Raw genomic sequence first — 14,404 nt, 5'->3', positions numbered from 1 at the left:
ACGAGCCTATTACGGGAAGCTCACCAGGTCCTCGACCTGGTGCCCGGAGTTCACCGCGGCTCCCGTGTTGTTGATGACGTGCGAGATGGTGCCGGTGCCGCCGAGCGAGACCGTGACCATGTCGTGGAACTTCACGCCCGCCGCCTGCGGCACCTCGAACGAGTGGCCGAGCACCACGCTGGAGTTGGTGGAGAAGAAGCAGTAGCTGCCCAGGCCCCAGGCCTCGTGGGCCGTGACGTTCGCCGCCACCTTGTACGCGGCCCAGCCCTGCGCCCCGCCGCCGCTCGACCAGCCGGACTGGTTCGGCACGTCGTAGGGGATCTCGTTCTGGAAGAAGTACGTGCGGCCGCCGTTGCCGTTCCAGATCACCTGGTACTGCTGGTAGTGCTCGACGAACAGCCCGTAGAACGTGACGTTGGCGCCGTTCACGACCAGGCCGTTCGCGGCGGTGTTCGTGCTCCAGCCGACGGTGCCGCCGTTGCCGTGGTCGGCCCGCCAGATCCAGGTGTGGTCGCCGATCACGTTGTTCGAGTTGATCCGCAGGCTGACCGTGGCCTTGCCGACCGTCGCGCCGCCGATGCGGAAGAACACGTCGTGCAGCGACGTGGGGTTCGCCGAGTGGTCGGCACCGGAGCCGCCGGGCCCGACCTCGAGCAGGACCGGCGAGTTGACGGTGCCCGCGTCGAACAGGATGCCGGCCAGCTTCACGCCGTCGACGTCGGCGACGGTCATCGCGGTCACGCCGTTGTCCGGCACGATCGTGGCCAGGCCGAGGCCGAGCACGACGGTGTCGGGGCGGGTGACCCGGATCGTGTCGCTGACGTGGTACACGCCCGGTGTGAACAGCAGGTTCTGCCCGGCGGCGAGGGCGGCGTTGATCGAGGCCGCGGTGGCTCCGGGCTTCACGATGGAGAACCGGCTGATCGGCAGCGAGCTGCCGGGCTGGTTGCCGCCCTGCCACGAGTTGCCCGTCGCGTTGGTCCGCAGCCCCGGCACGAACACCTGGTAGGCGCCGAGCGCGTCGACGTAGAGGAACGGCTTCTCCCGCACCACCGGCGTCTGCGCGACCCGGGTGTACGGCGGGTTGGGGAAGTTGCCGCTCGGCGCGTTGGTGTCGCCGACGAACACCATGTTCCAGTTCTGGCCGGTCCAGCTGCCCATCGTCGAGTTGCGGGTGATCCACTGCTGCTGCGAGCCGGAGCGGACCTGCCCGTCGATCGCCGAGTCGGAGATCCAGCCGCCGGAGGACCAGCCGCCGTCGTCGAGCTGCAGGTTGCCGCGCACGTGCATGCGGCGGTACGGCGCGGCCTGGGACACGGCCCACCGGTCGGTGCCGCCGGTCGGGTTGACCGACAGGTTCTCGGCCGAGCGCCAGAAGTTCTGCGTCGCGTTGCCCTGGAACCAGTCCGCCTCGGCGTGCACGGCCCCGTTGATGGTGACCTGGTCCGGGGAGAGGCCGAGGCCGGCGACCTGCGTGTAGAAGCCGACGTTGGCGTCGACGTTGTAGGTGCCGGGCTTGAACAGCAGCGCGTAGCGCTGGGCGCCGAACTGGTTGCTCTGCTGCCCGTTGAAGACGGTGTTCAACCGGCTCTGGATCGTGGCCTGCGACATCGAGGGGTCGAACACCGAGACGTTGGGCCCGAGGTCGGGGTTGTTCGGGTTGTTCGGCGGGCCGGAGGTGGGGCCGCCGGTGGTCGGCGGCCCGGTGGTGGGGTTCGTCGGCCCGCCGGGCAGTGTCCACTGCTGGTTGGCGCTCGCGAAGCAGTCCCAGAGCTGCAGCGGGGTGCCGTCGGCCGAGCTCGGGCCGGTCGCGTCGAGGCACTTGCCGAGGGAGCGCAGCGTGCCGTCGGAGTTGCGCGACCACTGCTGCGCGGCGGTACCGTTGCAGTCGTAGATCTGGATCTTCGTGCCGTTGGCCGAACTCGCGGCGTTGACGTCCAGGCACTTGCCGAGGGCCCGGATCGTGCCGTCGTCGCCGACCGTCCACTGCTGGGCGCCGGTGCTGTTGCAGGTGTACAGCTGCACCTGCGTCCCGTTCGCGGAGCTCGCCGCGGCCACGTCGACGCACTTGCCGCCGTAGCCGGTGATCGGGCCGACGGTGGCGGCCGACGCGCTCGTCATCGCGAACACGCCGATGCCGGCGACGGCCAGGACGGCCGCGCTCACCGCGAGTCCGATCCGCAGGCGGGGCCGTCGTTTGGTGGAGGGGGTCACGCAGAATCCCTTTCTGGGGTGGCGCCGGATCGCCGTCACCACCCCAGCGGGACACCGCTTCAGGCGAGGATCTCCCCCGCACCGCCGGCGGTCTCGTTGACGTCGGCGAGCCAGGCCTTCATGTCGGTCTTCGACAGGCCGGTGCCGCCCACGACCACGGTGCTGCCGACGATGAGCGTCGGGTACATCGAAGCCTGGTCCTGCGCGTAGGCCTTGGCCGCGTTGGCCGCCTTGAACTCCACGAAGATGGCCTGCTGCCCGCGGTGCGGGAGCGCGGCGCCCTTCTTCTCGTAGCAGTCGAACTGCTTGAAGCTCGCAACGGCCGAGCGGTACTTGGCCTCCACGCCGGTGGAGTTGGCGTCCCACTGCCCGAACGGGCAGTCGGGGTCCTTGGTGAACAGCTCTCCGGTCATCTTGCCGACGGTGGAGAACTCGAGCTTGCCGGCCTTGGCGGAGCCGCGGGTGGACGGCGCAGCCGAGGCGGATGCGGATGTGGATGCGGGGGTGGAGGCGGCCGGAGCAGCGGAGCTCGCCGCGGCCGGAGCATCGGTCTTCTTGTCTTCCCGCACGCCGCCGTGAGCAGCAGCGCGGTGCAGGCAACGGCAAGGGCGGGCAGCAGACGCTTGGACATCAGGGATTCCTTTATGTGTACCGCCAGGAGCGCGCGGTCTGTCTTCGCTTGACGAAGAGCAAACTACGGTCGCCGCGGCGCACTTTGATCCCGGATGTATGCCACCCGACAACGAACGTGGCCTACCTCACGGCGGTGCCCCGGCCGTCCGCATACCGGGGCACCAGTCCGTGGGTCCTACCCCTTGTACTGGGCGATGACCTTGGTGAAGTCCCACGCGCTCTGCGAGACGCCGCTGCACGTGTCGTCGTTCGTGCTGCCCCCGTTGCACGGCCGGTCGCGGTTGGCCGACCAGAACGTGAACCGGGCCAGGTGGTGCTGCTGGGCGTAGGCGAGCATGGTGCGGAAGTCGGCCACCGTGACCGTCTCGCCGACATCGGTGATGCCGTTCATCGACGAGATGCCGGAGTGCCGGTACGCCTGGTCGTCGGTGTACTTGTAGCCGTTCTTGACGACGTTCTTCAGGCCCTCGGCTGCCTGGATGGTCAGGTTGCCCATGTTCTGCCCGGCCGCGCCGAAGTCGAACGGCATGATGGTCCACGCGTCGACGGTCAGGCCGCTGGCGGCGGCCCGGTTGATCATCGACGAGTCCGGCCCGCTGCGGTCGCTCGGGAAGGTGACGTAGACGGCGGTGTTCGGGTTGTTGGCCTTGACCGTCTTCAGCGCGTCGATGGTGCGCTGCTGCAGTGTCGGGTTGTTGTAGACGGTGCCCTCGATGTCGATGTCGATGGCCTTGAGCCCGTACGCGTTGATGACCTTCTGGTACGCCGCCGCGAGCGTGGCGGCGCTGCTGCAGGTCTGCTCCAGCCACGGCCCGCTGGCCCCGCCGAACGACACGGCGACGTCACCGCCGGCGCCCCGGATGTTGTTGATCGTGGTCTGGTCCTGGCCACCGGTGAGCGGCCGGCTGCCGTCCCAGAGCGGCTCACAGGCGCCGTTGGAGAGGATGAACGCCATCGTGAACCACTTGATGCCCGTCGCGCTCATGATGGTGCGCGGGTCGGGCAGGTTGCCCCAGCCGAGGTACGCGTACGGCGCCGCACCCATCGCGGGGTTGGAGGCCGGCGGGTTGGAGGTCGGGCCCGCGGTGGTGGGCGGCGTGGTGGTGCCGCCCGGGAGCGTCCAGCGCTGGTTGGCGCCGGCGAAGCAGTCCCAGAGCTGCAGCGGGGTGCCGTCGGCCGAGCTGTTGCCCGTCGCGTCGAGGCACTTGCCGAGCGCGCGCAGGGTGCCGTCGCTGTTGCGCGACCACTGCTGCGCGGCCGTGCCGTTGCAGTCGTAGATCTGGACCTTGGTGCCGTTCGCGGAGCTGGCCGCGTTCACGTCGAGACACTTGCCGAGCGCCTTGATGGTGCCGTCGTCGCCGATGGTCCACTGCTGGGCGCCCGTACCGTTGCACGTGTAGAGCTGCACTTGCGTGCCGTTGGCCGAGCTGGCCGCGGCCACGTCGATGCACTTGCCGCCGAAGCCGGTGATCTGGCCGACCGTGGCGGCGGACGCGGAGTTCATCGCCACGACACCGACCACGCCGATGACGGCGAGGGCGGCCGCGGCGATGACTCCGCGGCGGAGCAGGCGGGTTTTTGCCATGAGGGGCCTTTCAATGAGGGTGACCCCGGTTGGACGCGCTTCAGAACTGGCCGGCAACCTATCTGTTAAGCGCCCTTCCAGATTGAGGGCAGGCTATGACCAGATGCATCACGCGTCAATAAAAGAGGCGAAAAAAGGGGTGCCATTAAGGTCCCGTTGAGCCTCGCCACCCGCTGTGAGCAGGCCGTTGCTTCAGGAAACGGGTGGGGCCCACCGGGCCGGCCCGAGGCCGCCGGGTGCGGGCAGTCGACGCCGGGCGTCGGCGACGCCGACTGCCGGTCCGTGCGGTTCAGTCCGCCGCGGGCACCCGGCGCAGCGCCAGCCCGGCGAGGACGGCCGCGGCCAGCCCGAACACGACAGCCGCACCCGCACCGACGACGCCGTTGCCGGTGCCGGGCCCTCCGTCGGCGGTCGCCAGCAGCACCACGCCGACGACCGCGCCGGCGGCGCCGCCGGCCATGGTGACCATGAGCGCGCGGCGGCCGAGGCGGGCCCGGCGGGTCATCGCGAGCACTCCGGCGATGAGGGCGGCCAGGGCCACCAGCATGGCCACGCTCGCCACGAGCCGATCAAGTGTCAGGTATCCATTCATGCGGCAATCGTGGGTGCTGCGCCCACCGGCGTCGTCGTGCACCGGGCGGCCTTTCCGGCTACTGCGAACGCAGCAGGCGCCGTCGGACCGCAGCAGGATTCGCGGCGGCGGGCGGGCGGTTAGGGTGCCTCATGGGCGCTCGGCGGATCGGAGTGTGGGACGTCGTCATCGGCGTCGCAGTGGCCGCGATCCTCGTCTCCAGCGGCCTGGCCGAGCACCGGGACGTGGGCGCGCCGGGCTACGTCCTGCTCGCGGCGGGCGGGCTGGTCCTCGTCGCCCGGCGATGGCAGCCGGTCGCGGTGCTCGTCGCCACCGGGCTGTGCGCGCTCGGGTATCAGGCCGCCGGGTTCGACGTGTTCGCGGTGGCGTACCTGGTCGCGGTGTACGCCGCCGTGCGCGCCGGGCACCGTGCCGCCACCGCCGCCGTCAGCGTCGCGATGCTTGTCGGCCTGCCCCTGACCGCGCTGGCCGGCGGCTCGGCGGACGCCGCCGCGGCGATGGCCCGGGCCCGCGGCGTGCTCGAACTGGCCTGGCTGATCGCGGCGGCCGCGGCGGGCGAGGCGCTGCGCCAGGCCGAGCGCCGGGCCGACGAGGCCGAGCGGACCCGCGAGGAGGCCGCCCGCCGCCGCGCCGACGAGGAGCGCCTGCACATCGCCCGCGAACTGCACGACACGCTCACCCACCAGATCTCCGTCATCAAGGTCCAGGCCGAGGCCGCCGTCCACCTGGCCCAGAAGCGCGGCGAGCCCGTCCCGGCGGCCCTGCTGGCGATCCGCGACGCCGGGCGGGAGGCGGCCCGCGAGCTGCGCACGACGCTGGAGGCGCTGCGCGACGACGAGATGGTGGCGCCGCTCGGCTTCGACCGCATCCCCGACCTCGTCGACCGGGCCCGCTCCACGGGCCTCGACGCGGACCTGATCGTGGAGGGCGAGCCGGCCCCGACCCCGGACGTGGTCGAGCGGACCGCCTACCGCATCGTGCAGGAGGCCCTGACCAACATCACCCGGCACGCGGCGGCGACGAGCGCCTCGGTCCGCATCGGCCACCGCCCGGGAGCCGTGGTCGTCCGCGTCGACGACGACGGCACCGCGCATCCGGACCACCCGCCGGTGCCCGGGGTCGGCCTGCTCGGCATGGGCGAGCGGGTCAGCGCCCTCGGCGGCCGCCTGCGGGCCGAGCCCCGCCCCGGCGGCGGCTTCACGGTGCAGGCCGAGCTTCCCGTGGACGCCGGTCCGTGATCCGGGTGCTGCTGGTCGACGACCAGCCCCTGATCCGCAGCGGCTTCCGCGCGCTGCTCGACGCCGAGGACGACATCCACGTGGTCGACGAGGCCGGCAACGGCGCCGACGGCGTGGCGCTGGCCCGCCGGCACCGGCCGGACGTCGTCCTCGTCGACGTGCGGATGCCGGGCGTGGACGGCATCGAGGCGACGCGCCAGATCGCGGCCGACCCCGACCTGGCCGCCGTGCACGTGGTGGTGCTGACGAACTACGGCATGGACGAGTACGTGCTGGGCGCCCTGCGGGCCGGTGCCGCCGGCTTCCTGGTGAAGGACATCCTGCCGGAGGACTTCCTGCACGCGGTCCGCGTCGCCGCTCGCGGAGACGCCCTGCTGGCGCCGTCCATCACCCGCCGGCTCATCGAACGCTTCGTCGCCCACCCACCGTCGGCCCCGGCCACGACGGCGCTGCGGGAGCTGACCACCCGGGAGCGCGAGGCGGTCGCCCTGGTCGCCGAGGGCCTGGCCAACGACGAGATCGCGGTACGGATGACGATCAGCCCGGTGACCGCGAAGACCCACATCAACCGGGCCATGACGAAGCTCCACGCCCGCGACCGGGCCCAGCTGGTCGTCATCGCCTACGAGTCCGGTCTGGTCACGCCGCCCCGATCGTGACGCGCCGCGCTGCGCAGGTGGCGGTTACGGGCGGGAGGCGCGGCGGAGGAGCTCGGCCATGGGGAGGGTGGCGGCGCCGAAGGCCACGGCGTCGGGGCCGAGCTCGCACAGCTCGATCGAGACCTGGCCGAACGGGTGCTCCAGCGCCTGCTCGCGGGCCGCGTCGCGGATCTGGGGCAGCAGGCGGGCGCCCAGCGCCAGGCCGGCCCAGCCGCCCAGGACCACGCGCTCCGGGTTGAACAGGTTGACCAGGTTGCCGATGCCGGCGCCGAGCATGCCCGCGGTCTCGGTAAGGGTCTCGGTGGCGGCCGGTGATTCGGCGGCGATGAGGGCCGTCACGTCGGCGACCTCGCCGTCGGTGGCCGGGTGGTCGGGGTCGAGGGCGCGGTAGCGTTCCAGGAGCCCCTCGGCGCCGACATACGCCTCCAGGCAGCCCCGGGCACCGCACCGGCACTGACGGCCGCCGTAGACGACGGTGGTGTGGCCCCACTCCCCCGCGCTGCTGCTCGCGCCGCGGTAGACGGTCCCGTTGGTGATGACGGCGGCGCCGACACCGGAGCCGACGAGGACGATGACGGCGTTGCCGGCGCCCCGGCCCGCGCCGAACCACATCTCGGCCTGGCCCTGCGTCTTGGCGCCGTTCTCGAGGAACAGGGGCGCCGTGATGCCGCGCTCGCGGAGCAGGCCGTGGAAGGAGACGCCGCGCCAGCCGAGGGTCGGGGCGTAGACGAGGGGCGGGTCGGCCTGCTCGACGGTGCCCGGGACCCCGATGCCGATGCCCAGCACCGACTCCGGCTCGACGTCCTCGAGCACGGCCCGGATGCCGGCCTCGAGCTGCCCCGCGACCGCCGACGGATCGGGTCGCGAGGACGGCAGCGGCTCGTCGACCGCGGCCAGCCGGGTCATCGACAGGTCGAACAGCTCCACTTTGACGCCTGTCTCACCGACGTCCGCGCCGACCAGCCGGCCGAAGTCGGGATTGACCCGCAGCAGCACCCGCGGCCGCCCGCCGTCGGACTCGATCTGGCCGGCCTCGATGATCAGGTGCTCGTGCAGCAGCTCGGCGGTGACGCTGCTGGCGGTCGCGGCGCTGAGCCCGGTGATCCGGCTCAGATCGTGCCGGCTCAGCGGCCCTCGGAAGAACAGCTCGGACAGCAGCGTCGAACGGTTGCGCCGGCGCATGTCGCGCGTCGTCGCGCGCTCGACCTCGATGCGCACCACCCGGAACCGCCTCCCCCTTGCCCTGTCCGTGACGATCGTGTCACGCGGGCGCACGCCCGTCGACACCGGCCGGTTTATCGGCGGCGGGCCCGGCGGGCGACGGCCGCTACAAGGCCGACGGCGACCACCACGAATGCGCCGGTGAGCAGCGCTACCCGGCCGCGCCTGTCCGGACCGGCGGCCGTGGGAGGTGCGGCGGCCGCCGAGCCGGGTCGTGGGGCGGCCGCCGGTGTGCCCGTCGCCGGGGCGGACGGGCGGGGTCGGTCCACTGTGTACCGGAGTATCGTCGCGGGGCCCGGCTGGTCGGAGACCGTCAGGAAGGCGGTGCCGTCGGGTGTGTAGGCGATCGCCTCGCCCTGGGGCTCGTCGGGCAGTGGTGTCACCCGTGGCGTGCCGGTGGTGATGGCCTTCGCCACATCGCCGTCGCGGACGTCGAACTCGTAGGCGTCGGCATAGGTGCGCACGACCGCCCGGGTGCCGTCGGGTGCCACCGCGGCGCCGGTGACGAAGGCGGCGCCCAGGAAGCCGAACGGGTTGCTCGTGCCGCTGTGCGTCGCCTCGAACTTGCCGACGGCGCTCAGCGCGGCGCCCTCCGCGTTGTCGGTGGGCAGCGGTGTGTCGAGCCGGAAGACCTCGCCGCTCGGGTCCTTGGTGACGATGACCGGGCGGCCCGCCCCGTCGATGAGGAGGGCTTCCGCGTCGCGTGGCACGCCGTCGGGGTACCGCAGCCGATGGATCTTCAGGCTCTTGGCGCCCGGCGCCAGGGTCCACAGCGCGATCGTGTCGCGCCGCTTGCCGGAGCCGCCGGTCAGCGGGCTGTTGTCGCCGATGTCGGCGATCCACACGGTGCCCTTGCCGTCGACGGCGAGGTCTTCGGGGTCGCGGGCGGTCGTCGGGTAGCCGATGCTGCGCGTCACCCGGCAGTCGGGGCCGAGGTAGAACAGGCGGGTCTTGCGCGGCTCGGGGTTGGAGTCGTTTTCGACGAGGTAGCCGCCGCCGGGCAGCACGGCCAGGCCGGACGCCTCGGTGACCGCGGGGTCGGTGATGCGGCAGACCTCCTGCGGGCCTTCGGTCCGGGCGAACGCGGCCTGCGGTACGCCCAGAGCCAGGACGACAATCGTGAGGATCACCGTCCAGCGCATGCCGTCCAGTCTGCCAGGGCCGCGCCGCCCACTCCGCCCGGGTGACTGTACGTGGTACGAACGGACGCACACAGTGACCGACACGATGGTGGAATGCCATGTTTCAAGGTCCCAATATATGGCACATTTCGGACATGAAGACATGGGGGATGCTGACGGCGACGCTGGCTGGGGGCGCCGCCCTGTTCGACGTCTCGGCGGCCGTGGCCGTTGACGCCCCGGCTCCGGTGGTGGTCGCCCGATACAGCTTCGACGCGGTGAAGGCGGGCGATCCCGTGGCCGACGACTCGGGCCACGGCCACACGCTCGTCCCGTTCGGCGGCCACGGCGGCCGGGTGAAGTCGTCGCCGGGGCCGGCGGGTCTGGCCGCGGCGTTCCCGGCCAAGTGCAAGGGCAAGGCGAAGAAGTGCCCGCACGCGGTGCTCCAGGCGCCCGACGCACCCGACCTGAACCCGGGGACGGGCCCGATCCGCTACGGCGCGTCGGTGCGGCTCGCGAAGGGCCAGACCGGCTCGGGCGAGAACGTGCTGCAGAAGGGGTACTCGGCGTCGGGCAGCCAGTACAAGCTCCAGGTCGACGGCGAGGCGGGCCGGCCGAGCTGTGTCATGTCGGACAACGTGGTGCGCGGGATCCACGTGGCCCGGTCGGACGTGTCGATCGCCGACGGCGGGTGGCACCGCCTGGAGTGCCGCCGCGCGGGCGCGACCCTGACCCTGCTCGTCGACGACGCGGTCCACGCCACCACCCCGATCCCGGCGACGCTGTCCGTCACCAACACGGTGCCGCTGAGCGTGGGCGGCAAGGGCGACGGCCTGAACAACGACCAGTTCCACGGCGCCCTTGACGACGTCTGGATCGCGCTGGGCTGAACCGGCGCGGCATCACCGGTGCCCGCCGCCCCGGCGTGTGGGCGGGGTCAGATGGCCGGGTGGTGGCGGTCGCGGGTGGTCGAGTACAGGTGGCTGTCGGGGAACGTCTCGGCGGCCAGGGCGGGGCCGACGATGATGACGGCCGTGCGCCTGATGCCCGCCGCCGCCACCTGCCCCGCGATGTCGGCGAGCGTGCCGCGCAGGATGCGCTCGTCGGGGCGGCTCGCGTAGGCGACGACGGCGGCCGGGCAGCCGGCGCCGTAGTGCTCGGCCAGCTCCGGGGCCAGGGCGGCGATGCGCTGGACGGCCAGGTGCAGGACCAGCGTGGCCCCGCTGGCGGCCAGGGTGGACAGCTCCTCGCGCGGTGGCATCGGGGTGGCGCGGGCGGCGGTGCGGGTCAGGATGACGGTCTGGGCGACGCCGGGGACGGTCAGCTCGCGGCCGAGCGACGCGGCGGCGGCGGCGAAGGCGGGGACGCCCGGCACGATCTCGTACGGGACCCCGGCCGCGTCCAGGCGGCGCAGCTGCTCGGCCATGGCGCTGAAGACGGACGGGTCGCCGGAGTGGAGGCGGGCGACGTCGTGGCCCTGGCGGTGGGCGGTGACGAGCTCGGCGATGATCTGGTCGAGGTCGAGGTCCGCGGTGTCGACGAGCCGGGCCCCGGCCGGGCAGTGGGCGAGGAGCTCGACCGGGACGAGGCTGCCGGCGTAGAGGCAGACCGGCGCGGCGGCGAGGCGGTCGCGGCCCCGCACGGTGATGAGGTCGGCGGCGCCCGGGCCGGCGCCGATGAAGTACACGGTCACGTCCGCACCGTCCACTGTGTCACGGGCAGCATCGGTCGCCAGCCCAGAAATCCGCCGATGGGTGCGGCCCGGTTGACCGCGATCCGGGTGAGGTCGCCGCCGTGGCGCTGCTGGAGCTCGGCGACGAGCCGCTCGGACTCGATGGTGACGGCGTTGACGACGAGCCGCCCGCCGGGCCGCAGCGCGTGCCAGCAGGCCTCGAACACGCCGGGCGCCGTGAACCCGCCGCCGATGAAGATGGCGTCGGGCCGATCGGCGCGCCCGGCCAGGGCCGACGGGGCGGCGCCGACGACGATCTCGAGGCCGGGCACGCCGAACGTGTGGGCGTTGCGGCCGATGCGCTCGGCCCGGGCGCTGTCGCGTTCGAAGGCGACGGCGCGGCAGCTGGGGTGGGCGCGGGACCATTCGACGGCGATGCTGCCGGAGCCGGCGCCGACGTCCCAGAGCAGTTCGCCGGGCCGGGGCCCGAGGGCGGCGAGGGTGACGGCCCGGATCTCGCGCTTGGTGAGCTGGCCGTCGCTGTCGTACCGCTCGTCGGCGACCCCCGGCCCGAGCGGCACCCCGTCCCCACCGCGGACCAGCACCGCCACGATGTTCAGCGGCCGGGCCCGATCCGGGTCGTGGTGGATGCGCTCCCGCACCGATCCGAGGTCCTCCAGGATCGTGACCTCGCTGTCGGCGAACCCGTGCGCTTCGAGCATCCGCCACACGTCACGCGGGGTCTCGCTCCCCGCCGACAGCACGAGGACCCGGCGGCCGTCGTGCAGCACGCGTGGCAGCACCCGGATGTCGCGAACGACCTCGGTGTCCTCCACCGCCCAGCCCAGCCGCGCGCAGGCGTGGGAGATCGACGACGGCTGCGGTACCACCCGCACGTGCGCGGCCCCGAGGAGCCGCACGAGAGTCGTGCCGATCCCGTAGTGCATCGGGTCTCCGGAGGCAAGCACGCACACGCTGCGGCCGTGCTGCTCGGCGAGGAGCCGCGGCAGCGCGGGCACCAGCGGTGACGGCCAGGCGATGGCCTTCGCCGCCGGGTTGCCGAGCAGCGCGAGCTGCCGCGGCCCGCCGAAGACGACGTCGGCCCGCTCGAGCGCGGCCCGCCCGGCCGCGCTGATGTCACCGTCGGCCCCGATGCCGACCACCACCACGTCCGGCGCGGGCGCGGCCACGGCGATGGTGACCGACGGCGAGGACTGCTTGCCGGTCAGGAGGACGGCGGCGGCACCGTCGCCGCCCGCCACCAGGAGAGCTGACGCCTCGGCGACGCTCGGCGTCCCGAGGGCCTGCCGCACCCGCGGCGAGGGCGAGGCGACCGCCACGGCAGCCAGCTGCTCGGCCGGGAACGTCACCACGCTCCAGCCGAACTCGGCCGCCACGACCGACGCCAGCGCCCGCCGGGAGTCCACCGTGGACAGCGTCAGCACGTCATCCTCCACGTTGGACTCCCGCAGCAGCGCCAGGACGTCGTCAGGCGTGGCCGACGAGCGCGCCCCCAGCCCGACGACTAGACGCATGCGGCGACCAGCCGGTGGGCCAGCGCGGGGTTGCCGGCCCAGTGCAGGTGCAGGTAGGAGGCGTGCACGTTGCCCGTGACAAACCCGTCCCGGCCGTCGCGCCAGGCCCACGCGGCACCCTGCGGACCGGCGCCGGGCGTCACCCGCGTGCGATGGAACTCGTGCCCGGTCACCCGGGTGCCGGTGGGAGCGAGCACGCTGTCGGTGAGCGCCACCGCGTCGCGATACCCGAGCGTCAGTGACGGCGTCATCACCGCGTCCGCGTCGAGCACCCCGCACATCGGCTTGCCGTCGAGGGTGCGGCACAGCCACAGCAGCCCCGCGCACTCCGCGGCGACGGCTCCGCCTCCGGCCGCGAGATCCCCCACCGCGCGCCGCAGAGCCCCGTTGCCGGAGAGCTGCTCGGCGTACACCTCGGGAAAGCCGCCGCCGACGACAAGCCCCCGCGCCCCGTCAGGCAGCCGCTCGTCCCGCAGCGGGTCCACCGGGGCCACCCGGGCGCCGGCCGCGGTCAGCAGCTCGACGGTCTCGGCGTAGCCGAACGAGAACGCGGGCCCGCCCGCGACCGCCACGACCGGCGATCCCGCCACCGGCTCGGCCACGGAAGGTGTCCAGGGCACGGCCGTCACCGGCGGCGCCGTGCGGGCCACGGCCTCGATCGCGTCCAGGTCGACGCTCGCCGCGATCAGCTCGGCCAGCGCGGCGACGGACGCGGCCGCCTCGGTGGACCGCTCGACCACCGGCACCAGCCCGAGGTGGCGCGACGGCGCGGCGACCGCGTCGTGGCGGCGCAGCACGCCCAGGACCGGCGTGCCCACCTCGGCGCAGGCGTCGCGCAGGATCTGCTCGTGCCGGTCCGAGCCGACCCGGTTGAGGACGGCGCCCGCGATGTGCAGCGCGCTCCCGGAGATGTCGCCGAACGAGCGGAACCCGTGGATCAGCGCGGCGACCGAGCGGGCCTGCGCGGTCGCGTCGACGACAAGCACGACGGGCGCCCGCAGCAGCCGGGCGACGTGCGCGGTGGAGCCGAACTCGCCGGCGCCGGTGCGCCCGTCGTACAGGCCCATGACGCCCTCGACGACGGCCAGGTCACAGCCGGCCGCGCCGTGGGCGAACAGCGGCGCGATCAGGTCCTCGCCGACGAGCACGGGGTCGAGGTTGCGGCCCGGGCGGCCGGCGGCGAGCGCGTGGTACCCGGGGTCGATGTAGTCGGGGCCGACCTTGAACGGCGCGACCTTCCGCCCGCGGGCGGCGAACGCGGCAAGCAGGCCCGTCGCGACTGTCGTCTTGCCGTGGCCGGAGGCGGGCGCCGCGATGACGATCCGGGCTACCACTCGATGCCCTGCTGCCCTTTTCGCCCGGCGTCCATCGGATGCCTGACCTTCGTCATCTCGGTGACCAGGTCGGCCGCCTCGAGCAGGTCGGGGTGGGCATCGCGGCCGGTGACGACGACGTGCTGGTTGCCGGGCCGCTCACGCAGCGTCTCGACGACGTCGGCGATGTCGACCCAGCCCCACTTGATCGGGTACGTGAACTCGTCGAGCACGTAGAACCGGTACGTCTCCGCGGCCAGATCCCGCTTGATCTGGGCCCAGCCCTCGGCCGCCTCGACCGCGTGGTCGCGCTCGGTGCCGGGGCGCTGAATCCAGGACCAGCCCTCCCCCATCTTGTGCCACACGACGCTGCCGCCCTGGCCGGTCGCGCCGAGCGCCCGCAGCGCGGTCTCCTCGCCGACCTTCCACTTCGGACTCTTCACGAACTGGAACACGCCGATGGACCAGCCGGCACTCCACGCCCGCAACGCCATCCCGAAGGCCGCCGTCGACTTGCCCTTACCCTGCCCCGTGTGTACCGCGAGCACGTGCAACCGCCGCCGCTGACGTGTGGTGAGGCCGTCGTCGGGGACCTGCTCGACTTTTCCTTGCGGCACGGTG

Annotated in this window: 13 protein-coding genes; 3 read left to right on the top strand and 10 right to left on the bottom strand. The window is 73.1% G+C overall.

The genetic code is table 11. The features are described from left to right. Positions 1 to 9 precede the first annotated feature (9 nt). From Dvina_RS13405 to Dvina_RS13390, 4 genes are all read right to left on the bottom strand, one after another. Positions 10 to 2,214 (bottom strand): ricin-type beta-trefoil lectin domain protein, encoded by a 2,205-nt coding sequence (locus tag Dvina_RS13405; RefSeq protein ID WP_380030185.1) that lies wholly within the window; start codon positions 2,212 to 2,214, stop codon positions 10 to 12. 59 nt (positions 2,215 to 2,273) lie between these two features. Beyond that, entirely contained in the window at positions 2,274 to 2,783 is a 510-nt protein-coding gene (locus Dvina_RS13400) for a hypothetical protein (RefSeq protein ID WP_223102806.1), read from the bottom strand. 239 nt (positions 2,784 to 3,022) lie between these two features. Continuing rightward, the gene (locus tag Dvina_RS13395) at positions 3,023 to 4,432 is read right to left on the bottom strand and encodes a chitinase (RefSeq protein ID WP_223102805.1); all 1,410 of its coding nucleotides are present in this window, start codon (positions 4,430 to 4,432) and stop codon (positions 3,023 to 3,025) included. Positions 4,433 to 4,721: 289 nt separating this feature from the next. Continuing rightward, a complete protein-coding gene (locus Dvina_RS13390) occupies positions 4,722 to 5,024 on the bottom strand; it encodes a DUF6223 family protein (protein WP_223102804.1) in 303 nt (100 codons plus the stop codon). Between the two features lie 131 nt (positions 5,025 to 5,155). On the opposite strand from Dvina_RS13390, the gene Dvina_RS13385 reads away from it, so the two are divergent. Both Dvina_RS13385 and Dvina_RS13380 read left to right on the top strand, forming a co-directional pair. After that, on the top strand, positions 5,156 to 6,262 hold the full coding sequence (locus tag Dvina_RS13385; protein ID WP_223102803.1) for a sensor histidine kinase: 1,107 nt from the start codon (positions 5,156 to 5,158) through the stop codon (positions 6,260 to 6,262). Further along, complete coding sequence (locus Dvina_RS13380; RefSeq protein ID WP_223102802.1) at positions 6,259 to 6,921, top strand: response regulator; 663 nt, start codon at positions 6,259 to 6,261, stop codon at positions 6,919 to 6,921. The genes Dvina_RS13385 and Dvina_RS13380 overlap by 4 nt, the downstream gene beginning before the upstream one ends. A gap of 24 nt (positions 6,922 to 6,945) precedes the next feature. Here the strand turns inward: Dvina_RS13380 and Dvina_RS13375 are convergent, their stop codons facing one another. Together Dvina_RS13375 and Dvina_RS13370 are read right to left on the bottom strand one after the other, a co-directional pair. Next, complete coding sequence (locus tag Dvina_RS13375) at positions 6,946 to 8,142, bottom strand: ROK family protein (protein ID WP_246656193.1); 1,197 nt, start codon at positions 8,140 to 8,142, stop codon at positions 6,946 to 6,948. Between the two features lie 74 nt (positions 8,143 to 8,216). Next, positions 8,217 to 9,284: an NHL repeat-containing protein gene (locus Dvina_RS13370; RefSeq protein WP_246656192.1), complete on the bottom strand. Its 1,068-nt coding sequence runs from the start codon at positions 9,282 to 9,284 to the stop codon at positions 8,217 to 8,219. Between the two features lie 134 nt (positions 9,285 to 9,418). Between Dvina_RS13370 and Dvina_RS13365 the strand changes: the two genes are divergently transcribed. Further along, complete coding sequence (locus tag Dvina_RS13365) at positions 9,419 to 10,153, top strand: laminin G domain-containing protein (protein ID WP_223102801.1); 735 nt, start codon at positions 9,419 to 9,421, stop codon at positions 10,151 to 10,153. Between the two features lie 47 nt (positions 10,154 to 10,200). On the opposite strand, the gene cobM is transcribed toward Dvina_RS13365, so the two are convergent. Genes cobM through cobO form a run of 4 tightly spaced genes read right to left on the bottom strand, consistent with a single transcriptional unit; the run spans position 10,201 to position 14,400 of the window. Further along, on the bottom strand, positions 10,201 to 10,956 hold the full coding sequence (gene cobM, locus Dvina_RS13360; protein ID WP_223102800.1) for a precorrin-4 C(11)-methyltransferase: 756 nt from the start codon (positions 10,954 to 10,956) through the stop codon (positions 10,201 to 10,203). Beyond that, positions 10,953 to 12,470 carry a precorrin-6y C5,15-methyltransferase (decarboxylating) subunit CbiE gene (cbiE, locus tag Dvina_RS13355; RefSeq protein WP_223102799.1) on the bottom strand — a complete coding sequence of 506 codons (1,518 nt, stop codon included), beginning with the start codon at positions 12,468 to 12,470 and terminating at the stop codon, positions 10,953 to 10,955. Before cbiE ends, cobM begins: the two co-directional genes overlap by 4 nt. Beyond that, positions 12,461 to 13,804, bottom strand: coding sequence for a cobyrinic acid a,c-diamide synthase CobB (locus Dvina_RS13350; protein WP_223102798.1), 1,344 nt, complete (start codon positions 13,802 to 13,804; stop codon positions 12,461 to 12,463). The genes cbiE and Dvina_RS13350 overlap by 10 nt, the downstream gene beginning before the upstream one ends. Then, on the bottom strand, positions 13,798 to 14,400 hold the full coding sequence (gene cobO / locus Dvina_RS13345) for a cob(I)yrinic acid a,c-diamide adenosyltransferase (RefSeq protein WP_223102797.1): 603 nt from the start codon (positions 14,398 to 14,400) through the stop codon (positions 13,798 to 13,800). The genes Dvina_RS13350 and cobO overlap by 7 nt, the downstream gene beginning before the upstream one ends. Positions 14,401 to 14,404: the final 4 nt, after the last annotated feature.

Source organism: Dactylosporangium vinaceum, assembly GCF_019904175.1.
Lineage (GTDB): Bacteria > Actinomycetota > Actinomycetes > Mycobacteriales > Micromonosporaceae > Dactylosporangium > Dactylosporangium vinaceum.
Note: the sequence above shows the minus strand (reverse complement) of the source record. Positions and strands in the feature narration are given on the sequence as shown.

What these genes read in the sequence shown, in the direction of transcription:
- Dvina_RS13395 (WP_223102805.1), bottom strand. Translation starts at nt 4,432, where the DNA reads ATGGCAAAAACCCGCCTGCTCCGCCGCGGAGTCATCGCCGCGGCCGCC.
- Dvina_RS13390 (WP_223102804.1), bottom strand. Translation starts at nt 5,024, where the DNA reads ATGAATGGATACCTGACACTTGATCGGCTCGTGGCGAGCGTGGCCATG.
- Dvina_RS13385 (WP_223102803.1), top strand. Translation starts at nt 5,156, where the DNA reads ATGGGCGCTCGGCGGATCGGAGTGTGGGACGTCGTCATCGGCGTCGCA.
- Dvina_RS13370 (WP_246656192.1), bottom strand. Translation starts at nt 9,284, where the DNA reads ATGCGCTGGACGGTGATCCTCACGATTGTCGTCCTGGCTCTGGGCGTA.
- Dvina_RS13365 (WP_223102801.1), top strand. Translation starts at nt 9,419, where the DNA reads ATGAAGACATGGGGGATGCTGACGGCGACGCTGGCTGGGGGCGCCGCC.
- cbiE (WP_223102799.1), bottom strand. Translation starts at nt 12,470, where the DNA reads ATGCGTCTAGTCGTCGGGCTGGGGGCGCGCTCGTCGGCCACGCCTGAC.